The organism is Lysinibacillus sp. NPDC096418 (assembly GCF_044762775.1).
Taxonomy (GTDB): domain Bacteria; phylum Bacillota; class Bacilli; order Bacillales_A; family Planococcaceae; genus Lysinibacillus.
This window is the reverse complement of the sequence record NZ_JBIWEY010000003.1, coordinates 256,572-279,962: the sequence shown is the minus strand read 5'-3', so window position 1 is coordinate 279,962 and position 23,391 is coordinate 256,572. Positions and strand designations below refer to the sequence as shown.

General features: G+C 38.6%; 23 protein-coding genes. 5 read left to right on the top strand and 18 right to left on the bottom strand.

The window, feature by feature from the left end; genetic code table 11:
- Window positions 1-265 precede the first annotated feature (265 nt).
- Together ACIQZG_RS05605 and typA are read right to left on the bottom strand one after the other, a co-directional pair.
- Window positions 266-640, bottom strand: a complete 375-nt coding sequence (locus tag ACIQZG_RS05605) for a YlaH-like family protein (RefSeq protein WP_402754189.1) — start codon at window positions 638-640, stop codon at window positions 266-268.
- A 51-nt stretch (window positions 641-691) separates the two neighbouring features.
- Window positions 692-2,536, bottom strand: coding sequence for a translational GTPase TypA (typA, locus tag ACIQZG_RS05600; RefSeq protein WP_402754182.1), 1,845 nt, complete (start codon window positions 2,534-2,536; stop codon window positions 692-694).
- Between the two features lie 280 nt (window positions 2,537-2,816).
- Here typA and ACIQZG_RS05595 point away from each other — a divergent pair, with 280 nt between their 5' ends.
- Window positions 2,817-3,002, top strand: coding sequence for a DUF5325 family protein (locus ACIQZG_RS05595; protein ID WP_402754181.1), 186 nt, complete (start codon window positions 2,817-2,819; stop codon window positions 3,000-3,002).
- A gap of 217 nt (window positions 3,003-3,219) precedes the next feature.
- Here ACIQZG_RS05595 and ACIQZG_RS05590 read toward each other — a convergent pair whose 3' ends face one another.
- A complete protein-coding gene (locus ACIQZG_RS05590; protein WP_402754180.1) occupies window positions 3,220-4,014 on the bottom strand; it encodes an inositol monophosphatase family protein in 795 nt (264 codons plus the stop codon).
- Window positions 4,015-4,156: 142 nt separating this feature from the next.
- Window positions 4,157-4,354, bottom strand: a complete 198-nt coding sequence (locus tag ACIQZG_RS05585; protein ID WP_402754179.1) for a hypothetical protein — start codon at window positions 4,352-4,354, stop codon at window positions 4,157-4,159.
- 123 nt (window positions 4,355-4,477) lie between these two features.
- Between ACIQZG_RS05585 and ACIQZG_RS05580 the strand changes: the two genes are divergently transcribed.
- Window positions 4,478-5,104 (top strand): YktB family protein, encoded by a 627-nt coding sequence (locus ACIQZG_RS05580; protein WP_402754178.1) that lies wholly within the window; start codon window positions 4,478-4,480, stop codon window positions 5,102-5,104.
- Window positions 5,105-5,465: 361 nt separating this feature from the next.
- On the opposite strand, the gene ACIQZG_RS05575 is transcribed toward ACIQZG_RS05580, so the two are convergent.
- Together ACIQZG_RS05575 and ACIQZG_RS05570 are read right to left on the bottom strand one after the other, a co-directional pair.
- The gene (locus ACIQZG_RS05575) at window positions 5,466-5,753 is read right to left on the bottom strand and encodes a UPF0223 family protein (protein ID WP_402754177.1); all 288 of its coding nucleotides are present in this window, start codon (window positions 5,751-5,753) and stop codon (window positions 5,466-5,468) included.
- Window positions 5,754-5,774: 21 nt separating this feature from the next.
- On the bottom strand, window positions 5,775-6,734 hold the full coding sequence (locus ACIQZG_RS05570; protein ID WP_402754176.1) for an NAD(P)H-dependent flavin oxidoreductase: 960 nt from the start codon (window positions 6,732-6,734) through the stop codon (window positions 5,775-5,777).
- Between the two features lie 146 nt (window positions 6,735-6,880).
- On the opposite strand from ACIQZG_RS05570, the gene ACIQZG_RS05565 reads away from it, so the two are divergent.
- Both ACIQZG_RS05565 and ACIQZG_RS05560 read left to right on the top strand, forming a co-directional pair.
- A complete protein-coding gene (locus tag ACIQZG_RS05565) occupies window positions 6,881-8,350 on the top strand; it encodes an aminotransferase class I/II-fold pyridoxal phosphate-dependent enzyme (RefSeq protein ID WP_402754175.1) in 1,470 nt (489 codons plus the stop codon).
- 106 nt (window positions 8,351-8,456) lie between these two features.
- Window positions 8,457-9,053, top strand: a complete 597-nt coding sequence (locus tag ACIQZG_RS05560) for a class I SAM-dependent methyltransferase (protein ID WP_402754174.1) — start codon at window positions 8,457-8,459, stop codon at window positions 9,051-9,053.
- 89 nt (window positions 9,054-9,142) lie between these two features.
- Here the strand turns inward: ACIQZG_RS05560 and ACIQZG_RS05555 are convergent, their stop codons facing one another.
- The 7 genes from ACIQZG_RS05555 to pdhA form a co-directional block, all read right to left on the bottom strand.
- On the bottom strand, window positions 9,143-9,820 hold the full coding sequence (locus tag ACIQZG_RS05555) for an LrgB family protein (RefSeq protein ID WP_402754173.1): 678 nt from the start codon (window positions 9,818-9,820) through the stop codon (window positions 9,143-9,145).
- Window positions 9,813-10,220, bottom strand: coding sequence for a CidA/LrgA family protein (locus tag ACIQZG_RS05550; RefSeq protein ID WP_402754172.1), 408 nt, complete (start codon window positions 10,218-10,220; stop codon window positions 9,813-9,815). The genes ACIQZG_RS05555 and ACIQZG_RS05550 overlap by 8 nt, the downstream gene beginning before the upstream one ends.
- Before the next feature lie 605 nt (window positions 10,221-10,825).
- Window positions 10,826-11,608 carry an SDR family NAD(P)-dependent oxidoreductase gene (locus ACIQZG_RS05545; protein ID WP_402754171.1) on the bottom strand — a complete coding sequence of 261 codons (783 nt, stop codon included), beginning with the start codon at window positions 11,606-11,608 and terminating at the stop codon, window positions 10,826-10,828.
- A 417-nt stretch (window positions 11,609-12,025) separates the two neighbouring features.
- Complete coding sequence (gene lpdA, locus ACIQZG_RS05540; RefSeq protein WP_402754170.1) at window positions 12,026-13,441, bottom strand: dihydrolipoyl dehydrogenase; 1,416 nt, start codon at window positions 13,439-13,441, stop codon at window positions 12,026-12,028.
- 5 nt (window positions 13,442-13,446) lie between these two features.
- Window positions 13,447-14,748 (bottom strand): dihydrolipoamide acetyltransferase family protein, encoded by a 1,302-nt coding sequence (locus tag ACIQZG_RS05535; protein WP_402754169.1) that lies wholly within the window; start codon window positions 14,746-14,748, stop codon window positions 13,447-13,449.
- A gap of 24 nt (window positions 14,749-14,772) precedes the next feature.
- Entirely contained in the window at window positions 14,773-15,750 is a 978-nt protein-coding gene (locus ACIQZG_RS05530; RefSeq protein ID WP_402754168.1) for an alpha-ketoacid dehydrogenase subunit beta, read from the bottom strand.
- Between the two features lie 3 nt (window positions 15,751-15,753).
- A complete protein-coding gene (pdhA, locus tag ACIQZG_RS05525; RefSeq protein WP_402754167.1) occupies window positions 15,754-16,869 on the bottom strand; it encodes a pyruvate dehydrogenase (acetyl-transferring) E1 component subunit alpha in 1,116 nt (371 codons plus the stop codon).
- Window positions 16,870-17,250: 381 nt separating this feature from the next.
- Here pdhA and def point away from each other — a divergent pair, with 381 nt between their 5' ends.
- Window positions 17,251-17,808 carry a peptide deformylase gene (def, locus tag ACIQZG_RS05520; protein ID WP_402754166.1) on the top strand — a complete coding sequence of 186 codons (558 nt, stop codon included), beginning with the start codon at window positions 17,251-17,253 and terminating at the stop codon, window positions 17,806-17,808.
- A 202-nt stretch (window positions 17,809-18,010) separates the two neighbouring features.
- Here def and phnX read toward each other — a convergent pair whose 3' ends face one another.
- The 5 genes from phnX to ACIQZG_RS05495 are packed head-to-tail and all read right to left on the bottom strand — an operon-like array spanning window position 18,011 to window position 23,272.
- Complete coding sequence (gene phnX, locus ACIQZG_RS05515) at window positions 18,011-18,817, bottom strand: phosphonoacetaldehyde hydrolase (RefSeq protein ID WP_402754165.1); 807 nt, start codon at window positions 18,815-18,817, stop codon at window positions 18,011-18,013.
- Window positions 18,814-19,908 (bottom strand): 2-aminoethylphosphonate--pyruvate transaminase, encoded by a 1,095-nt coding sequence (gene phnW / locus ACIQZG_RS05510; RefSeq protein ID WP_402754164.1) that lies wholly within the window; start codon window positions 19,906-19,908, stop codon window positions 18,814-18,816. The genes phnX and phnW overlap by 4 nt, the downstream gene beginning before the upstream one ends.
- 10 nt (window positions 19,909-19,918) lie before the next feature.
- On the bottom strand, window positions 19,919-20,899 hold the full coding sequence (locus ACIQZG_RS05505; RefSeq protein WP_402754163.1) for an extracellular solute-binding protein: 981 nt from the start codon (window positions 20,897-20,899) through the stop codon (window positions 19,919-19,921).
- A 2-nt stretch (window positions 20,900-20,901) separates the two neighbouring features.
- Complete coding sequence (locus tag ACIQZG_RS05500; protein WP_402754162.1) at window positions 20,902-22,527, bottom strand: ABC transporter permease subunit; 1,626 nt, start codon at window positions 22,525-22,527, stop codon at window positions 20,902-20,904.
- Window positions 22,520-23,272, bottom strand: a complete 753-nt coding sequence (locus ACIQZG_RS05495; RefSeq protein WP_402754161.1) for an ABC transporter ATP-binding protein — start codon at window positions 23,270-23,272, stop codon at window positions 22,520-22,522. Before ACIQZG_RS05495 ends, ACIQZG_RS05500 begins: the two co-directional genes overlap by 8 nt.
- Between the last annotated feature and the right edge of the window lie 119 nt (window positions 23,273-23,391).

The following is a 23,391-nucleotide window of genomic DNA, read 5'->3' as shown; positions in this document are numbered from 1 at the left end:
AGAAAGGGCTTCGTTTTGTTATGCAAACTCACCCAGTCGTACATAGCCTTCTATGAAGTTCGTGTTCCTCAGACCGGAGGTTTGCCGCTCGCTTCCTTCAGATTCCGCGTCACCACGAACACCCTTGCGTTAAGCTAACTATTACTTCTGCCTTCACAGTTCGGGACTTGCACCCTATAGACTACACCCATGCTAGGCGCACATAAAAACAGCCTTAGCACATTACTATGCTAAGACTGCTTTCATAGGAGCCGAACTACTGTTATTAATTAGCAGCTCGTTGCTCTTCTCTTTTCTCACGCCATAAACGCGTTTTGTATAATATTAATATTAACGCTGCAACGATTAGTCCTTCAACCATCGGCAGGAATAACGCTAAAAATGTCAGCATAATACATCCTAAAAACAGAAAAACGTAAATTACGATATTTTGTGACATTTTTAGTTTCTTCGCAAAGCCTAATTTATAGACAAGCGCGGAAAGTAAAAATACAAGGATGAAAACAACATATCCAGCCATGTTATAGCTAGGCAGGTTTTCATATAAAAAACGAGTAATCCCAGCCATACGGTTAAATACAAATTCTGTTTCTCCTGCATTTGCTGGTGCAGCAACTTGAATAACATTCAGTTCACCCATTAAAGCGGACTTCATATCCAAGACTCCTCTTCCTTTCATGACAGCGGAAAATTATACTTCAGCGTTACGTAATTTTTTCGCTGCTTTCTCACGTTCGTTTTTATCTAGAATTTGTTTACGAAGGCGAATAGATTCAGGTGTGATTTCTAAGTACTCGTCATCACCTAAGTATTCAAGTGCTTCTTCTAGAGACAAGATACGTGGTTTTTTAATAACATTCGTTTGGTCTTTATTGGCTGAACGGATGTTTGTTTTTTGTTTCATTTTTGTGATGTTTACAGTGATATCAGCGTCACGTGTATTTTCCCCAACGATCATACCTTCGTAAATATCTGTACCTGGTTCTAAGAATAGTGTACCACGGTCTTCAATTTGCATCATACCATAAGTTGTTGATTTACCAGTTTCCATTGAAACAAGTACACCTTGGTGACGTCCACCAATTTTACCTGGGATTACCGGTTGGTAGCAATCGAATGTATGGTTGATAATACCGAAACCTTTTGTCATTGACATGAATTCAGTTGTATAACCGATTAATCCACGAGCTGGTACTAAGAACGTTAAACGAACTTGGCCACTGCCGTTGTTCACCATATCAAGCATTTCACCTTTACGTGTACCAATCGATTCAATAATTGAACCAACATTTTCTTCAGGTACATCGATTTGAACGCGTTCGAATGGTTCACATTTCACGCCGTCGATTTCACGAATGATTACTTGTGGTTTAGACACTTGTAATTCGAAACCTTCACGACGCATGTTTTCGATTAAGATAGATAAGTGAAGCTCTCCACGGCCTGATACTGTCCAAGCATCTGGAGAATCAGTATCTTCAACACGTAAAGATACGTCAGTTTGTAATTGAGCACGTAAACGCTCTTCTACTTTACGAGAAGTAACCCATTTCCCTTCACGACCAGCGAATGGAGAATTGTTTACTAAGAAAGTCATTTGTAAAGTTGGCTCATCGATACGTAATGGCGTAAGAGCTTCTGGATGCTCAACAGGGCAAACTGTTTCACCAACGTTGATGTCTTCCATACCTGAAACGGCGATTAAATCACCAGCTTTTGCAGTCTGTACTTCTTCACGTTTTAAGCCGAAGAAACCAAAGATTTTCGTTACACGGAAGTTTTTCACTGTACCGTCTAACTTCATAAGAGATACTTGTTGTCCTACAGAAATTGTTCCGCGGAATACGCGACCAATTCCGATACGTCCAACGAAGTCATTATAGTCAAGTAAAGCTACTTGGAATTGTAATGGGTCTTCTGAGTTATCAACTGGAGCTGGAATAGCTTCAATGATTTTTTCAAATAGACATTTCATATCTGCTTCTTGCTTAGAAGGATCAGCGTCTAAAGAAGCTGTACCATTTACACCTGAAGCATAAACAACAGGGAATTCTAATTGGTCTTCATCTGCACCTAGCTCGATGAATAATTCAAGCACTTCATCTACTACTTCTAATGGACGAGCTGAATCTTTATCTACTTTGTTAACAACAACGATTGGTGTTAAACGTTGCTCTAATGCTTTTTTCAACACAAAACGTGTTTGTGGCATACAACCCTCATACGCATCGACAACTAGTACAACGCCATCTACCATTTTTAAAATACGTTCTACCTCACCACCGAAGTCAGCGTGTCCAGGCGTATCAAGGATGTTAATACGAGTTCCTTCATAATTTACTGCTGTGTTTTTTGCTAAAATTGTAATCCCGCGTTCGCGTTCAATATCGTTAGAGTCCATTGCACGTTCTTCAACACGTTCGTTTGAACGGAATGTACCTGATTGTTTTAATAGTTGGTCGACTAAAGTAGTTTTACCATGGTCAACGTGGGCGATAATTGCGATATTGCGAAGATCTTGACGTAAGTTTGTCATTATTCCACTCCATATTCTTTTTTCGAATGTTTAACTGTGTTATTATAGCACATGAAGGGTGAAAATGTCCTTATTAGAATATCTATCATTCTAAAAATATATTTTTATAAACAAAATGGGTCATTACCACAATACACACTTGATTTATAATTAATTTCATGCTATTTAGGCACATAGAACAGAAGGCGGAGGCACAAGCCACGCCCGCGGCATGTGCTGTCAAGTATATATTTTGGCTAAAAACCCAGAAATAAACCATAATAATTTAGGAGGCACAGCTATGAATCGTGCAAAATTAGTAATGGGCATTTATGCATTAGCGGCTGTTTTAGCAATGTGTGCAATCGGTTATTCTGTTGCTCTAGGTAGTTGGTTAGGCATCTTAGCAGGGATTGTTGCTACATGTGTTGTTTTCATGACAGCATTTAAAATGAAACGCAAATTCCGCGAGCAAGGACTTCTATAAAGGATCAAATTCGTTAACGCGCTCGTTCGCATCCGATAGTTGCTAGCAGAGCAAACGCTTCACCATTTTCGCCCGAGGGAGCAAATCGTGACCTCGAGGATGTAGCGCTCTAGCCTAGACGACAATGTCCTAGGTTATCCAACAGCTAAAAATCTATAATTACCTTAGCAATTAGAAAACGTACCTAAGAGAAGTCAATTTCTCTAGGTACGTTTTTTTAATCATGAGGCACAATATATTTTTCTAATAACTCTTGATGAATATAAGGATTTGCAATAATAAATGTATCTTGATGTAAAAAATCAAAACTTTCTCCACGAAGATTTGTCGCAATCGCTCCGACTTCCTTCGCAATGATCGTACCACCCGCAATATCCCAAGGTGATAATCGCATCGAAACGTATGCATCTAGCTTACCACTCACCACAAATGCAATTTCCATCGCCGCTGAGCCATAAGATCGCGTACCCCGAACAGTTCTTACTAAATCAATTACTTTTTCATGATGAATTCTTCGATTTGGTGCAACCCAACTTGCATTAATTCCAATCACTGCTTCTTCAATTTTCACTGGTTGGAGTTTACGTAAAGGAGAGTCATTATACCAAGCACCTACACCTTCAATAGCGTAAAATAAATCTTCACGCATAACATCAAATATGTAACCAAGTTTCCCTACGCCATCGATAAAAATACCAATCGAAATCATAAAATGGCGATGTTGCTTAACAAAATTCATTGTGCCGTCAATCGGATCAATGATCCAGACAACACCTTCTAGTGAATCGGCTTTTTCACCCATGCCTTCTTCACCAATTATTTTATGCGTTAAATCAAATGATTTAATTTGTTCTATGAAGAATAATTCTGTCTCACGGTCAATGTTTGTCACTAAGTCATTTGCGTTTGATTTTGTTTCTACGACTAAATCGTAAGTAAATGCATTTCGAATTCGTCTACCCGCTTCAAAAATAATATTTTTCGCAAATTGATCGATAAGTTGTAAATCCATAAAAACCCACCTTTCGAATAGAACCTCTACATAATAACATGAACCATTATGATATATTGTCTATTTTACTCTTTGTAACGACAAAAATCACCTGCTGTCGGAATATTCAGCAAGTGATTTTTAAATTGGTTTAAAACTGCATTTACGCATAAGCGTGTAAACCCTCAAGCTCTTCTCTAATTTCAGCTAGTCGTTTTTTACTTTTTTCAATTTCGCCCTCATTCTGTTCATTCATTGCAGAGAATAATGAGGCTAACTCATAATCAATCTCTAATTGTAAGATGTGTTTATATTGCTTTTCAATGTCAACTTTACGTATAATTTTTACGATCTGTTTCATAAAAATCACTTCCTTTAATTTATTTTTCACAAAATCTTATTGTTCTCGATAAAGTTGCTGTTATAAGATTTTTTCCCAAAAACTTAATAAAATAAACATGAAAATCGAAAGGAATTATCAAAAATGCAAAAAACACAATGGACAAATCAGGACTTCGAAGTTTTTCAAATAAATGGCTTAGAACAACGAATGGATGCGCTAATTTCATTAGTACGACCAAAATTTAATATACTTGGAGAAGAGTATTCCACTTACTTTTCCAGCAAATTAGGAGAAGAGTTTTACCCTCATGTAGCAAAACATGCTCGCCGTACTGTTAATCCTCCTAAAGATAGTTGGGTTGCCTTTGCTCCTTACAAAAGAGGGTATAAGGCACTTCCACACTTTCAGATTGGTCTTTGGGGCACACATTTATTCATCGTCTTAGCAATCATTTATGAAGCGCCTCAAAAAAATATGTTTGCAGAACGTTTATTAGCGAAAAAAACGCTTTTCAATGAACTTCCAAATGATTACATCGTTTCTGGGGATCATATGTCACCTTTAGCAATTCCTCTAAGTAAAGCAAAAGATGATAAACTCGAGCAATTACTCGTTCGCTTACGTGATGTGAAAAAAGGGGAATTTTTAGTAGGTCGCCATATCTCGCGTGAAAAAACTATTACACTTTCTGCTGATAACTTACATCATTTAATCGAGGAAACATTCGATAGCCTATTACCAATTTACAAAGCCATTACAAATAACTAAGTGCGTATATTTATGTAGTTTTAGTCTTTAACCTCTGAATTATTCCAACAAAGATAGAAAAAATATTATAATAAATATTTTTTAGGTACTATCTCTAAAAACGAAAGAAGCTCACATAATATCTAGTGTTGCGACATCACTCGATGGTGCAACTTCCTTTTCTTTCATACTATGACCATAAAACTGCCAACAACACCTATTTCACAAAATTAAAACGCCTAGAAAGTGTCATATCTTTTGACAAGGATATAAAAAGGAGTGCTAAAAAACAGCACTCCCTCTTAATCAAATGAAATTTTATTAACCAAAACTTAAAACAAATATACATTCGATATTCATACACATTAGCTATTAAAAACTTTTAACGGCGCTGCTTTGGTACAATTTTGATCATCGTTCCATCTGCCGCCTCTTTTGTTTGTTTGATGACAGGATAACTTACATAACCACTCGCTTCTTCAAACTCGCGAAAAATTGTTTTTTCTTCAGCTTGTGAGGGCACAATTTCTTTAAAACGACGATATTTCACCATCATCGTTTCACGTTTAATCCCCTTTTCGTAAGCCTGCTCGATTCCTTCAAAAAACTTTATAACGTCAACAATTTCTTCTGTCGACCAATCAATTGAAAACGGATATGAATATTCCATTTAGACAAAACCACCTTTACATTACTGACCCCATTTTAACCGGATACTTTCCGCTTCTGCAACCATTCGTGTTAGAAGCTCCTCCACTGTTGGGATATCGTGTATCATGCCAGTCACTTGTCCTGCCCATCCTATACCTGCATCTTTCTTACCATCATAGATAAAGCGTTTATTTGCTTCACCGCTAATATAATCTTTTAATGCCTCATATGTCGGTGTTGTACGTTCAATTTCTAAAATTTTCTCAGTAAACTCACTCCGTATTGCACGAGCAGGTGCGCCTATTGAGCGTTTAATGACTGTCGTATCCACTTCTGAGCTTGCAAGAAGTGCCTCTTTATAAACCTCCGAAGCATTAATGCATTCCTTTGTCGCGATAAAACGCGTACCCATTTCGATCCCTTCTGCACCCAACGCATGTGCTGCCATCCAACCACGCCCATCTCCAATACCACCTGAAGCAATGACTGGAATTTTCACACTGTCGACAACTTGGGGTACAAGCACCATCGTCCCAACATCATCTCGCCCCAAATGACCGCCACCTTCTTGTCCTACGACCATCACAGCATCTGCACCAAGTTCTTCTGCTTTCTGAGCTTGTCTACGTGCAGCAACAAGGACTAACTTTTTTATATTGGTCCCTGCCAAAATATCAAAAATAGGTGCCGGATTGCCGCCCGTCATCGTGACTACAGGTACTTCTTCCTCTACTGCGACGCGAACCATATCCTCATAGCCTGTACCATGCAAACCAATCGCAAAATTGACGCCGAATGGTTTATCAGTTAATGTGCGTACTTTACGAATTTCAGCGCGCAATAAATCTGCATCCCGTAAGCTCATTGCTGTAATTTGACCAAGTCCTCCCGCATTCGACACCGCTGCAGCTAAATCTGCATAGGCTAAATACGCTAATCCCCCTTGAATAATTGGGTATTTAACTCCTAATAATTCCGTTACTCGTGTATGCCAGTTCATATGATCTCCCCTTTCTACACTTAAGTACTTCTTTAAGGTTGCTAGAAAATCCTTCATTTTTTTTATTAAAAGTCTATTCATGGAAGTTGTTAGGTGCTATAATTCATTTGTTTTCAAAATATTAAAAAAGTGAGGTGGTACCTGCGTTGTCACAATTAGAGACTCCATTGTTCGACGTATTATTAAAACACCGGAACAGACACCCAATTCAGTTCCATATTCCAGGCCATAAGAAAGGGCGCGGAATGGATCCAGCTTTCCGCGAATTCGTCGGCGACAACGTTTTATCAATCGATTTAATTAATATTGCTCCACTAGACGATTTACATTCACCAAAAGGCGCGATTAAAGAAGCTCAAGAACTAGCAGCTGACGCTTTTGGTGCTGATCATACATTCTTTTCCGTTCAAGGTACTAGTGGCGCCATTATGACGATGATCCTGACCGTCGTCGGTCCAGGTGATAAGATTTTAGTACCACGGAATGTTCATAAATCTATCATGTCAGCTATTGTTTTTGCAGGCGCAATTCCAATTTTTATTCATCCAGAAGTTGATAGTGAGCTCGGAATATCACACGGTATTTCTGCGGAGGCTGTAGAAAAGGCACTTAATGCGTACCCTGATGCCAAAGCATTGCTTGTTATTAACCCAACTTACTTTGGCTTTGCTGCAGACTTAAAACGAATTGTTGAGCTTGCGCATAGTCGTAACATACCTGTTGTTGTAGATGAAGCACATGGTGTACATATTAAATTCCATGATGACCTGCCTTTATCCGCGATGCAAGCAGGCGCAGATATGGCAGCAACGAGCGTCCATAAACTTGGTGGTTCTATGACACAAAGCTCTGTACTTAACGTACGTGAAGGTCGTATTTCAGCGAAACGTGTACAAGCTGTATTCTCAATGCTGACGACAACATCCACATCGTATCCAATCTTAGCATCACTGGATACAGCACGACGTCAGCTAGCGATTCATGGTCACGATTTAATTGATGAGGCCATTCGCCTAGCAAAAGATACACGGAAGCGTATAAACCAAATCCCACATCTAACATGCGTTGGTAAAGAGAAGTTACACTCTTCTGCAACTTATGACATGGACCCAACAAAGCTACTTATTAGCGTAAAGGATTTAGGTATTACAGGACATCAAGCCGAAGAATGGTTGCGACATAACGCCAATATCGAGGTCGAATTGTCGGATTTATACAACATTTTATGTCTTGTCACACTTGGTGATACAAAGAAAGAAATGAATCTACTCGCTAATGCCTTACAACGTATGTCCAAGGCATTTGATTCTGAAGCTACGATTACAGAAACACATGTATCTGTACCGGAAATACCTGCGCTAGCAATGTCCCCACGTGATGCCTTTTATGCAGATACAGAGGTCGTACCTCTTGCTGACGCGCATAATTGTATTTGTGCAGAATTCATTATGGTTTATCCACCCGGTATTCCAATATTTATTCCCGGGGAAATAATAACTGAGGAAAACATTCAATATGTTCAGATGAATATCGAGGCCGGGTTACCTGTACAAGGCCCAGAGGATAATACGTTACAGACGATTCGTGTCATAAAAGAGAGAAAAGCGATTATGTGAAAAAAGCATATTGCAGACTAGTAAATTCTCACTAGTCTGCTTTTTTGAGCAAAAAAGTCGATTCTACGTTACCACTTACTTACAATGGCAATAAAGGAGTGATCTTATGAATCCATGGCACGAACGATTTCAAACAAAAGAATATATTTACGGTGAACAACCAAATACTTTTATTAAAAACTTTGCACAACATTTAGAAGATTATCGAACAGTAGCAGCTTATGCGGAAGGGGAAGGACGGAATGCTGTTTATTTGGCTTCAAAAGGACATTCAGTGACAGCATTTGACTATGCCCAAAGCGGTTTAGCTAAAACCGAGGAACTCGCAAAAAAGCATGCTGTTAGAGTACAAACCAAACTTATTGATTTATTGCATGATGATATTCCAGTTGATACCTTTGATGCTGCTATTATGATATTTGGGCATTTTCAACACGAACAACAATACAATGTATTTGAGCGCATCGTAAGCTCTGTAAAACCCGGAGGCGTAGTTATGATGGAATTATATTCTACATACCAACTTTCATATGCTTCAGGTGGCCCAAAACATCTTGACTTTTTATATGATCCAACCGAAGTTCTCGCTTGGTGCAAACCACATAAAATCATTCATTTCTTTACAGGAGAACAAGTACGGAATGAAGGCATACTTCATACAGGTCTTGCGCACACAATCCAACTCATCATTCAGAGAGGTTAGATGGACTGTTTAAACATTGACCCTTTATTGCCACTTTCCTACTCACCAATAGAAAAAAAGGTTGCCTCAAGCTTGAGACAGCCTTTTTTCTACATAAATATATATACAAAGAGCGGACATAAAAATGCTCCAACTATCGCTGTTAAACCCATCGACAATGAACCTACCGATAACTCTTGTTCACCGTAATCTTTCAATTTTACAAGCCCTACACCGTGTGAGGCACTACCAACCGACACACCTCTACTTACAGCCGATTCGATTTTTCCATATTTAATAACAAGCGGACCAATAATTGCCCCAACAAATCCTGCTAGCATGACTAACACAGCAGTTAAAGGAGCAATGCCACCAATCGTTTCGCTTACTTGCATAGCAACCGGTGTCGTTAATGACTTAGGTATCGCCGTGAGCAACCAACTTTCATTAACGCCAATCCATTTCAACATCACAAAAACAGACATTAAACCCGTCACCATTGCAATGACAATCCCAGAAAGAATTGAAAACTTATACTTCATCACGATCGTCCGTTGATTGTATAAAGGGTAGGCAAGTGCCACCACTGCAGGTCCAAGCATTTTTTGTAGCCACTCGCCTCCTTCCATATACGTTGCATATGGAATTTTTAATACGACTAACGTTAATGCACTCACTAGAGTCGTTGTTACTAGTGGAATCGTTAACGGATGCGGAAATCGTTGGTAAAATTTAGTGAAAAGCATAAATAAGCTAATTGTGCCGAGGACAACAATAATTTCATTCAACGGTTACGCCCCCCTTCGCCTTCTCTACCGATCTATCCTTTTTAGCAGCTTCCTTCCTCTCAATTACTTGGCTAATTGAACCAGTAACATAAATCGCAATTAGCGTACTCACTGTTACTGCTAACATGACCAGTAAACCAGTTGACGTCCAGAGTTGTGGATAATCGATGACACCTACTGTTGCCGGTATGAAAAATAATGTTAATACACCAATTAAAAATCCAGCACCATCTTGAATGTATTCCACTTTAATAATTTTAAATTGTAGAGAGAGCGCAAGCAGCAATAGACCCACTATACTTGCTGGAAAAGGTAAGTGTAATAATGAAACAATTCCAACACCTATGTAATAAAAAATATTTAATATACCTACTTGGACAATTATTCGAATGATTTTCATTAACTACGTAGCAAAATTCTGTTCATAATTTTGCCACTTTTCACCTCCTTATCCCCATTCTACATCTGTTGAAATTTTCTGTCTATTATAATATTGGAAAAATAATATAATAGATCTAAATTAATCTATGCAGAAAAAGCATGTAATTTACTCATTACGAGCAAAATATCAAACATTTATTTCCATCTAATAAGGTGGTAGACAGGATTCTATCAATGGATGTAAGCATTCTATTAAAGAGTACATTTATTTTAGTATGCTTTTTGATTAGATTGGAGTGGAGGCTGGGCGAATATAGCTGACGGCTTTTGACTTTCGCTACAGAGCAAAGCTCCTTGGGGGATTAGCGTCCCAGATAAGACCCTAGAGCGAGTGAAGCTGCTCATCAGACGCCCCCGGAAAGCGCCCAGCCGGAATGGAAACCACCCTCACCCATGATGATAAATCCCTTTTAAAACAGATTGGTATTTTTAGGTTGTTATTTTCCTCATATCGAGTAATTTATCAATTGATTTTGTAAAAAAACATTTAATTTCTATTGTTATGGGTATTCATACAGCTATTTATGCTACTACTTAAAATGATTAGGCCATAATTTTTTGTTGTTATAAAGCGTGGCCTGATCCACCGTCAATATTTAGAGCTGTACCAGTGACATAGCTTGCAGCATCAGATACTAAAAATGTAATGACATTCGCCGCTTCCTCCGTATCTCCTACTCGCCCTAGCGGAATGCTTTGCCCTACTTTTTGTGAGTACTCTTCCCAAGTTAAATCTGGCGCTTCAGATTTCCACTTCTTCTCGATTTGATCACTTCGAATAAGTCCAATGCACACTGAATTCACACGGATCTTGTCTTTTCCTAGATCTTTGCTCATCGCCTTTGTTAACGCAAGACCAGCAGCCCGACTCACTGTTGTAGGTAGTGAGCTCGCTGGTGGTGTTTTAGCCATGACAGCCGCCACGTTGACAATCGCACCACCACCAACTTTGCGCATATGTGGGGCTGCATATTTCGAACAATGAATAGCGCCAAATACTTTTAAATCTAAATCCGCTTGCCATAAAGCGCTACTTACAGTTTCGAATGGATTGGCTGATGCCGTACCAGCATTATTTACTAAAATATCAAGACGTCCAAAATGTGATACCGTACGTTCAATCAATTCTTGGCAGTCTTTTTCTTTCATAATATCCGCTGGTACTACCAATACATCTTCGCCAGTTTCATTCTTAATACAGGCTGCCGCTACTTGTAATTGTTTCTCCCCACGTGCACAAAGAACGACTTTCGCTCCTTCTTTCACTAGCTGCATTGCCGTATAGTAACCTATCCCTTTGCTTGAACCTGTAATGACCGCCACTTTCCCATGTAACCCCAATTCCATTCTATTCACCTCTACAAAATTATTAGAATATTTATAATTCTATCTTATATGTTATCTAGTATTTTTACTATTAGATTACACTATAAATAGATATTATTCTCAGAAAAATGTAAAACTTCAAATTGTTATTTATCAGAAGTTTGGTGATTTCTATGTTCAACGCTAGCGTAATTTTTGCTTATTGTAGCGTCGCAGAGAAAAGTTTCCTGCAGGAAATACAAGGATACCGAGACCCTATATGAAACGACATGGAGGAAACGGCTCGGTGCTCGCCCATGGAAAGCGAGCATCCCGTAGCGGAAATCAATCTACCACTTTCAAAGCAATGATTTATATATAACGTATATAGATTCTGATACGTCAAAAAAATATGGCTACAAAGCATGATCGCTTTGTAGCCATATAAGTAGATCTATATTATTTTTTAGTTACGATATGGATTGGGTTGCCAAGTAACACTTCAGCAGCTTCCATTGTAATTTCACCTAAAGTTGGATGTGCGTGAATTGTTAATGCGATATCTTCCGCAGTCATGCCAGCTTCGATTGCTAAGCCCATCTCTGAGATCATATCAGATGCACCAGCACCAACGATTTGAGCACCGATTAATAAACCATCTTCTTTACGAGCAACAAGCTTCACAAAGCCTTCTGGTTGATTAAGCGCAAGTGCACGACCATTTGCTGCAAATGGGAATTTTGCCGCAGTGTATTCAATACCTTCTGCTTTTGCTTGTTCTTCATTGTAACCTACAGTTGCCATTTCTGGGTCTGTGAAGCATACAGCTGGAATCGCTAAGTAATCCACGATTGATTTTTCGCCTGCGATTGCTTCAGCAGCAACTTTACCTTCGTAAGAAGCTTTATGTGCAAGTTGAGGACCAGCAACAATATCACCGATTGCATAAACGTTCGGAATATTTGTGCGACATTGTTTGTCTACATTGATCAGACCGCGTTCTCCGAATTCGATACCAATTTCAGCAAGACCCATTTCGTCTGTATTTGGACGACGACCAACAGTTACTAATACGTAGTCAGCTTCAACTTTTTTCTCTTCTCCGCCAACTTCATAAGTTACTACTACACCATTCTCTGTTTCTTCAACACCTTTAGCAGAAGCGTTTACTTCGATAGCAACGTTTTTCTTTTTAAGGCCTTTTTTCACAATTTGAGTCATTTGTTTTTCAAAGCCAGCTAAAATGTCTTTTCCGCCTTCAATAATTGTTACTTCAGCACCTAGATTTGCATAAGCAGAACCTAATTCAGTACCTATGTAACCGCCTCCAATTACAACTAATTTACCCGGCATTTCTTTTAAAGAAAGTGCACCAGTAGAGCTTAGTACGCGGTCAGAGAATTTGAAAGTTGGAATTTCAACAGGGCGAGAACCTGTTGCTAAAATTACATTATTGAATGTGTAAGTTTGAGCAGATTCACCATTGATGATACGTACTGAATGAGCGTCAACGAAGTAAGCTTCACCTTGTACGATTTCAACTTTATTACCTTTAAGTAAGCCTTCAACACCGCCAGTTAATTTTTTAACAACGCTGTCTTTGAATGCTTGTACCTTTGAAAAATCTAATTTTACATCAGAAGCGATAATACCCATGTCATCTGAATGTTTAGCATGTTCAAAACGGTGACCAACTGAAATTAATGCTTTCGATGGAATACAACCTACGTTTAAGCACACACCACCAAGTACATTTTTTTCAACGATTGTTACTTTTTGGCCAGTTTGAGCTGCACGAATTGCAGCTACGTATCCTCCAGGACCTGAACCAATGACAAGAGTATCTGTTTCGATTGGGAAATCTCCTACTACCATTTTTGTTACGCCTCCATTAATAATAATTCTGGCTCACTTAACAAACGCTTCAAATGATTTAAAGCATTTTGTGCAGTGGCTCCATCGATCATACGATGGTCAAAGCTCAATGATAATGCTAACACAGGTGCAGCTACAATTTCACCATTTTTTATTACAGGTTTTTCTGAAATTCTGCCAATACCTAAAATCGCTACTTCAGGATGGTTAATTACTGGAGTAAACCATTGTCCTCCTGCTGAACCAATATTCGTAATTGACATAGATGCACCCTTCATTTCATGCGGTGCAAGTTTGCCATCACGTGCTTTTGTCGCTAGCTCATTAATTTCACTCGATACAGCAAATATAGATTTACGTTCAGCATGTTTAATTACTGGTACAAGTAATCCTTTTTCTGTATCTGCTGCTATCCCGATATTGTAGTAATGTTTTTGAATAATTTCTTGTGTTGCGTCATCTAACGAACGGTTAAATTCTGGAAATTCACGCAATGTCGAAACAAGGGCTTTTACTACGTATGGTAAGTACGTTAATTTCACACCTTTTTGAGCGGCGATATCTTTGAACTTTTTCCGATGTGCAACAAGTTCTGTTACATCAACATCATCCATTAGAGTAACATGCGGAGCTGTTTGTTTCGAATGTACCATTGCTTTAGCAATTGCTTTACGAATACCTGACATTTTCTCGCGTGTTTCAGGGAATTCACCTTCAAGTACAACTGGTGCTGCAACAGTCGATGCTTCTGGTTGTACTGCCACTTCCTCTGTTTTAGGCGTTGCTTCTACAGCTGGTGCTACACCGCCACCATTTAGGAAATTCTCGATATCTTCTTTTAAAATACGACCATTTTTTCCAGTCCCGGCAATCATCTGAATATCCACATCATGCTCACGTGCAAATTTACGAACAGAAGGCATTGCAATGACACGTTTTGTTGTATCGGAAACTTCTTCCATCACCGGTGCTGCCTCTGCTACTGGAGTTGCTTCAGCATTAGGTTGTACTTGAGCTTCCTCTTTAGCAGCCGCATGGTCGTCGCCTTTTAGTTTTAAATCCTCGTAACCTGGTGCATCAAGACGAATTAAAACATCACCTACAACAGCAACCGTACCTTCGCCTACTAATACTTCTTCAACTTTTCCATCTACTGGAGACGGAATTTCTACAACTGCTTTATCATTTTGAACTTCACAAAGAATGTCGTCTTCTTTTACTGTATCGCCAGCTTTGACGAACCATTTTACGATTTCTCCTTCATGAATACCTTCTCCTATATCTGGTAATCGAAATTCAAATGCCATTTAGACCATCCTTCCTCTTCGTCCTTAGAATGTTAAAACTTTTTTTGCAGTTTCCATTACGTCTTTAAAGTTTGGTAACCATACGCCCTCTGCTTGTGGGAATGGGTAAATTGTATCAGGTGCCGCAACACGAAGTACTGGTGCTTCTAGACTTAAAATTGCTCGCTCTGTAATTTCAGCAACTACATTTGCTGCAATACCTGCTTGTTTTTGTGCTTCTTGTACTACGATTGCACGACCTGTTTTTTCAACAGAGGCGATAATTGTTTCAATATCTAAAGGTTGAATTGTACGCAAGTCAATCACTTCTACAGAATGACCTTCTTTTTCTAATTCTTCCGCTGCTTTCAAACTTTCATGTACCATCAATCCATAAGCGATAATCGTTAAATCTTTCCCTTCACGCTTCACATCAGCTTTGCCAAGCGGAATTGTATACGCTTCTTCAGGTACTTCTTCTCGGAATGAACGGTATAGTTTTAAATGTTCTAAGAAAATAACTGGATTATCATTTCGGATAGATGAAATTAGTAACCCTTTTGCATCGTATGGTGTCGATGGTACCACTACTGTTAAACCAGGTTGTGCAGTCATTAAACTTTCTAAACTATCTGAGTGCATTTCTGGTGTGTGTACCCCACCACCAAACGGAGAACGTATTGTTACTGGTGCATTATATACACCACCACTACGATAACTCATACGTGCCAATTGGCCACTGATTGAGTCCATCACTTCAAATACGAAACCAAAGAACTGAATTTCAGGTACTGGGCGGAAACCTTGTAGAGAAAGACCAACAGCTAAGCCACCAATACCCGATTCAGCTAACGGCGTATCGAAAACTCGATCCACACCGAATTCTTTTTGTAGGCCTTCAGTCGCTCGGAATACCCCGCCATTTACACCGACATCTTCCCCGAATACAAGAACGTTTTCATCGTTCTTTAATTCCACACGAAGTGCATCTGTAATTGCTTGAATCATTGTCATTTGTGCCATAGCTTATTTCGACTCCTTCTCTTTGTAGATTTCATACTGTTCTTTTAAGTTCGAAGGCATTTCGCCTTTATACATATTTTCCATTAACTCTGTTACTTTTTGTTTAGGGGCTGCATCTGCTTTTTTGATGGCTTCTTTAATTTCTTCTTTAGTACGCTCAATGACAGATTCCTCTTTCGCTTCATCCCATAAACCTTTTACTTCTAAATATTTGCGGAAACGTACTAATGGATCTTTTAATGCCCATTCACTATCAGTATCTGATGTACGGTAGCGTGTAGGATCATCGCCAGCCATCGTATGTGGACCATAACGGTAACACATTGTTTCAATTAGCGTAGGACCTTCTCCGTTTACAGCTCGTTCACGCGCATCACGTGTTGCAACATAAACTGCAAGGGCATCCATTCCATCTACTAAAATACTCGGTAAGCCTGCTGCTATACCTTTTTGTGCAATTGTTTTTGCTGCTGTTTGCAATTCACGTGGTGTTGAGATCGCAAATTGGTTATTTTGTACGATAAAAATGGCCGGTGATTTAAAAGCACCTGCAAAGTTAATGCCTTCGTAGAAATCACCTTGTGATGAACCACCGTCACCTGTATACGTAACAGCTACTGCTTTTTTACCGCGTTTTTGAAGACCAAGCGCCACCCCTGCCGCTTGAATGTATTGTGCGCCAATAATAATTTGTGGCGCTAAAACGTTTACACCTTCAGGTACTTGATTGCCCATGAAGTGACCTCGAGAGAATAAAAACGCTTTCTCAAGCGGCAATCCATGCCACACAATTTGTGGAACATCACGGTAACCTGGTAAAATCCAGTCTTCTTTTTCTAAAGCATATTGAGATGCTAATTGTGAAGCTTCTTGACCTGCTGTTGGTGCATAGAAACCTAAACGACCTTGTCTATTTAGAGAAATCGAACGTTGGTCTAGAATACGTGTATAGACCATACGCGTCATTAATTCTACTAGCTCCTCATCCGATAATTTCGGATCAGCTTCTTCATTTATAATTTCGCCATCTTCATTTAGGATTTGAAACATTTCAAATTTGTCTTCAATTTCAGCTAGCGTTTGTTTCGGATCAAAAATATTATTGTTTTTCATACTCATTTGTCACATCTCCCTTTCAACTGTATTAAAATAAATCACTAATTCACTAGTACAACTACTTCTTAGCACTTAGTATACTGAATTAAATATCGTCGGTCAATCAAATATTACGGACATTTCCAAACATTTCTCTTTAGAAAATACTAATCACAACCTGTCCTATACTGTACTACAATTACACACATTCTGTATTATAACAATTCATCCACCTTATAACACCATTACGTTTCTAGTCATAAAATACAATAGTAGAATACCCTTATTCCCCCAAAACAATCACAATTAGAAAATAAATTAACAAAGTCATTTTTCATTGAATGCATTTAAAAGTGAGGTATACTAGAAAAAAACGTACAATGTAATTGAAAGGAAGATTTACATATGATTTTAATGGATGATATTATTCGCGAAGGACATCCAACTTTACGCACTAAAGCTGTAGAAGTAAAATTCCCTTTATCTGAAGAAACAAAGCAATTAGCTGAGGATATGCTACAATATGTAAAAAATAGCCAAGACCCTGAAATGATTGAAAAGTATAATTTACGCGGAAGTATCGGCTTAGCTGCCAACCAAGTAAATAGTTTACATCGTATGTTTGCACTACATTTAACAGATGATAACGGCGAACTAGTAAGCTTTACTGCCATCAACCCAAAAATCGTTAGCCATTCTGTTGAAAGTACTTACATTACAGCTGGTGAAGGCTGCCTTTCTGTCGACCGTAATGTTCCTGGATATGTACCAAGACACGCGCGTATTACAGTGAAGTTCAAAACTATAGAAGGCGAAGAGCAAAAGATGCGACTTAAAGGACTAGCTGCTATCGCATTCCAACATGAATTAGACCATTTAAACGGCGTTATGTTTTATGACCGTATTAATGAGAAAAATCCATATGCGGATATTCCAAATTCTATACCATATGATCGTGACTAAGAAAAGCACATTCGGGACCTTTTTGCTCCGACAAACAATGGTACGAATGCCTAGGCATCACTAAACACCTATACTTTCTTATCTGTTAAAAGAAGGCATCCTGTATAGCGAGCTATACAGGATGCCTTCTTTTAGTTGTTAGAATTCAAAAACTAATAAAATGTAGACGCATTAAGAAACCTCAAAATACTTTTCCTAAATCCTATGATTGTACTAACTCATTCCCTAAACGCTCATTGATTACTTCAAGTAATGCAGGAAGTTCTGCCATTGTTTGAATTGTATATTGTGCGCCTGCATCCTCGAAGATGCGTTTAGTTTTTTCAATCACGCGCTGTTGTTGTTCTTCAGTTAACGCATTAAATTCATCTTCCGTTAAGCCCATTTCTGAGCTCCCAATAATGACACCAACAGCCCACACACCCGCATTTAGTGCTTCTTGAATATCAGATGTCGTATCGCCTACTTTCACGACTTGCTTTGTAGATTTCACACCAAGATTCTCCATATTTTTAAAGATCATATACGGATATGGTCGACCTACATTCCCTACTTGATCAGGTGTTACTAAAAAGTCCGGTTTATATCCTTTTGCCTCCGCGTTCTTTGTTACTACAGCCATCATTGAATCTGTATAGCCCGTTGTAGAGCCGATACGAATACCTTCTGATTTTATTGTAGCCACTGTATCGATCACATGAGGAATCGGATCTGTATAAGTTGCAAGAGATTCCATTAGCTTTGTTTCGAATTCAGCATACATCGCGTGAACATCTTCTTCCTTATATGCCTGCCCATGCACTTGTTTCCATTCTTCATTAATTCTCGGCATCTCAAGCATCGTACGAATATGATCAATTTTCAACATCCCCATAGGCTTACGTGCCTCTTCCAACGTTACAGGTACCCCTGCATTTTCAAAAATACTTAGAAAAACATTCACTGGTGCAAAACATCCAAAATCAACCGCTGTTCCTGCCCAATCCAATACAATCGCTTCTACTCTCATTTTGTATTCACCGCCATATAGTTTTCGATAATTTCACATAAAGTATTCATATCTTCTTCATGAACATCCCCGATATTCCCAATACGGAATGTATCAAAATCAGTTAGCTTCCCTGGATAGATGACGAAGCTGCCATTTTTCATCTCATTATAAAAATGCTCGAATGAGAAGCCCTCATGTGGAAATAAGAACGTTGTGATAATTGCTGATTGCTGAGCTTCCGAAATGTACGCATCAAAGCCAACTGCAGCTAATCGCTTACGAACAATTTCATTATTTTTAGCATATCGGCTATAACGCGCTTGGACACCACCTTCTTCAATTAGCTCTTCTAACGCCTTTGCAAATGCTGCTACAACGTGCGTAGGTGATGTGAAACGCCATTTACCATCAACCTCCATGACTTTCCATTGGCTATATAAATCAAGCGCAACACTTTTAGCTTGCCCTTCGCATTTTTCCAACGCTTCAATTTTCGCAATAACAAAGCCGAATCCCGGGACACCTTGAACGCATTTGTTGGCACTACTAATTAAGTAGTCAATTTGTAGACTCGGCACATCCATCGGTACTCCACCAAAGCTACTCATGGCATCTACGATATATGTTTTACCGAACTCCTTCACAATTTTTCCTATTTCAGCAATTGGATTCAACATACCTGTAGTCGTCTCGCAATGGACAACAGCTACATGCGTAATTGCAGAATCATTTTGCAAAAGCGCTCTAACTTCTAAGTGTGAAGGTTGCTCATTGTACGGCACACTATAAACAACATGTTGAAATTGCAATGTTTTCGCCATTTCCGCAATACGTTCACCGTACGCACCATTTGTAAGTATTAGTACCTTATCATTGTCACCGATAGCTGTTGTTAAAACCGATTCCACAACGAAGCTACCACTACCTTGCATAAGAACCGCTGTATATTCAGTTTCTTCAGCTTGTGCTAAGTCGACTAACTGCTTACGAATCGTTTGTGTAACCTGCTTATAGTCGTCATCCCAAGTGCAACGATCTTCTAGCATTTCTTTTTTTACTGCCGCTGTTGTTGTTAATGGTCCTGGTGTTAGTAATTTGTATGTGTTCATGTGAATCCCCCTATTTTGCTTCCTTGAAAAACGCTTGATGTTTCTCTAATAAATCGACCGTTAATGTTGTTTCCCATTTTTTCAGGTGTGCAGGAATATGCTCTACTTTTACTTGCTCACCCTCATATAGAGCTACTGGGTATTGTTCTAGCAAATCCGTTCGTGCCTCTGTAGCAATAACTTTCGCTATTTCGAGCGCTAACGCATCATCCCCTTCTTTATCTACAACAGCAACCGATTCAGTTAATGTAAAATTCCCTTCTGTTGGGTCAATATATTCAATAGGTAGACCTTCATTTTTTGCATCAATAGCCTGAATACGTAAACCAAATCCAACTGCCACCTCACCAGTTTTCACTTTCTTTATAGGACCCGATCCTGAACTTTCAATATGAGGGCCCGCATTCTTAATTAAATCGGCTAAGACTTGTTTCCCCTCTTTTTCTCCATACTCATTAATAATTGCCTGCACTAATAGCCAGCCCGTTGATGAATCCAAAATGTTTGGAAATGACACTAAATCTTTATACTTAGGATCTGTTAAATCCTTGATTGTCTTTGGTACCGAGAGCCCCTTTTGCGCTAACAAATCAGTATTAATGAAAATCGACCCTGTATTCCCTAAAATCGGCAATGCATATGAAGAACTTTCATCTAATGGCTTTAAATCCGAAGATAGTTCCACAAACATCGGCTTTGAGCTTTGCGCACTTTCAATAAAGTACGAAGCCATCGTAACGACATCCGCTTCAATCTTCGTTCCTTCCGCCATCATTTTGCCACCCAATTCAGACGTACCAAATGACTGGATTAAATACTTCCCTTCATATCCTTTTTTATCCAAAGTAGCCTCCATTACTTCAACTGCTTCATCATCTGCATTTGAGTAAATAATCACTTGGTCTTTTGTCTCTGCAGCTGTTCCACCACATGCCGCTAATACAATCGCTGAACTAACTGTACCTAACATCATTGCCGTTGATTTTTTCATCATCAAAGCCCCTTCGTCTTTTCTTTATTTGTTGTTATATAATCACAACCTAATTTCACAATGAGGTTCGTGCACAAAATGAAAATTGATAACACAAAAATATCTGTATATTTCGCAAAGTGCTGTAGTTCTTTAATGCGTGTCGATACAAGCATAGTACTTGTACTCACAAGGAAAATAACTCCACTCACAGTCACCATTGCATTTAAAAAATAGTAGCTAAACATTTGAATAATCGTCGGACGGACATTCGGCAAAATGATGCGAATGACAGTTTTTATCCATGAATCCTTTAGCAATTCCCCCGTCACTTCCCAAGTTGGATCCATTTTTTGTAGCGAATTTTTCGCCATTAAATATGGAGTAGTAAAGAAGTGAACAATATTGCAGGCAATAATAATAAGAAAAGTTCCTTTTAATGAACTATTATTAAAGAGAAATAAGTAAGAAAGACCGAGGACCATACCAGGTACTGTGTTCGTGACCATCGATACAAAGTCCAAGCTTTTACGTCCTTTAAGCGGTGTTCGCACATTTAATAATGCGGAGATGAACGTTATACATACCCCAAAAGCTGCGGTTAAAAACGCGACGATTAGTGAGTTGACATATACTTTCGTCAATTCCTTTTCTGCAAGTACGTTTTGTACATGCTCCAAGGTAAAGCTTAAATCATATGGATAACCCTTTGTAAAAGGCACAATAATCATTGTAGAAAAAATTACGAATATGACACCAACACTGATAAGTGAAATTATTCCAAACGTTATATCACGTACACGATGCTTGACGAGTTCACTTTGACTAACATGCTTATACTGAAAGTTAAACCGTTCTAACATACTTAACATCACAATTCCAAGAACAGCAGGTATGAGCATTAGTACTGAAATCACAGCACCTTGTTCAAACTTTACAATAGATCCAAGCATAGATTGATAAAGTGTTGTAGCGATGACATCGAAATTACCACCAACGGAAGCTGGTATCCCAAAATCAGTAAAACTTAATATGAATGTTAAAATAAATGCGCCACCAATCGTACCGATCATCGGGCGGAAAACTGTATGGTAAAATCGTCGTGATGGTTTATCATGCATAAGTGTCGATACGAGTAAAAAACGCTTGTCAATATACTGCATTGAGTTTTGCATTAATATAAAAGCAACAGGTAGCGTGTACAGTACGTAGCCAATCAGTAGCCCATTAAATCCATATATCGTAAATAACGGTTCGCCGAATAGTTTCGTTACAATGCCTTGATTGCCAAAAGTGTAAATTAGTACAAATCCATATGTAATTGTTGGCAACAGCATCGGTAATGTAATGCCGATTTGCAAAAGCCTTTTAATAAATTGGTTCATGACAGTAAAGTGCACCGCATATGCCAAAAGAAAAGCTAAACATGTCGTAAGAATGGCAGCTACAAATGATACTTGAAAGCTATTTATAAATGCTACCCGAATTTCCGCACTCCCTAATGCTTCCACATAGTTTTGAAGCGTAAAAGTTTTCCCCATCCTAATCGACTGCCAGAACATACATAATAAAGGTACAAATAAGAAAGAGATAAAAAAGAAGATAATCGGAATGAATAGTGTTTTCACGGTTTTATTAGTTTTAAGCATATGATTCTCCAAACAACTGATATATGTTATGACGCTTAATATCTAGCTGCCTTAATATAAAATCTTCTATAAATTGATTTTTTGGTGATTTCAATATTTCATGAGGCGTTCCATATTGCGATATCGTACCCTCATTGATGATCAATACTTTATCCGATAATGTTAACGCTTCTTCAGGATCGTGCGTCACGATAATTGTCGTTAAATTAAATTGCCGTGCGATAGATTTAATTCGTTCTTTAATCGACTCTTTGATTACGCCATCGAGCGCACTTAAAGGTTCATCGAGCAACAAGATTTTAGGTTGCATCATAAGAGTTCGCGCAATCGAAACCCGTTGTTTTTGACCACCCGATAATTCGTGGATTTTTTTATGTAAATGTGGTGTGAGTTCTAAAAACTCAATGTACTCTTGCACCTCATCTTTTGACATTTTTTCTTTTTTATTGCGTAATCCATATACGATATTGTCATAAGCATTCAGATGCGGAAATAGGGCAAAGTCTTGGAAAACAATATTAAAGCCACGCTCTTGCATTGGCTGATTCGAAATGTCTTGCCCGTTATAAAGAAGTTGTCCAGCTGTTTGATCTGTTAGCCCTAAAATAATGTTAAGCAAAGTTGTTTTTCCGCAGCCACTAGGTCCAAGTAAAGAAACAATTTCGCCAGGTGCAATGCTTAAATTTATATCATGTAAGACATTTTTATCTTTATAACTTTTTGAAATATCTTTTAGCTCCAACAAGTTGTTCACCTCTTTATTTTTTGTTCTTAAGCATAGTATAGGGCTCATTTGTAAAGGTGATATCGGTTTTTTGTAAATGTTGAGTAAATCCTGACCACTTGTTGACAAACTTATGATTA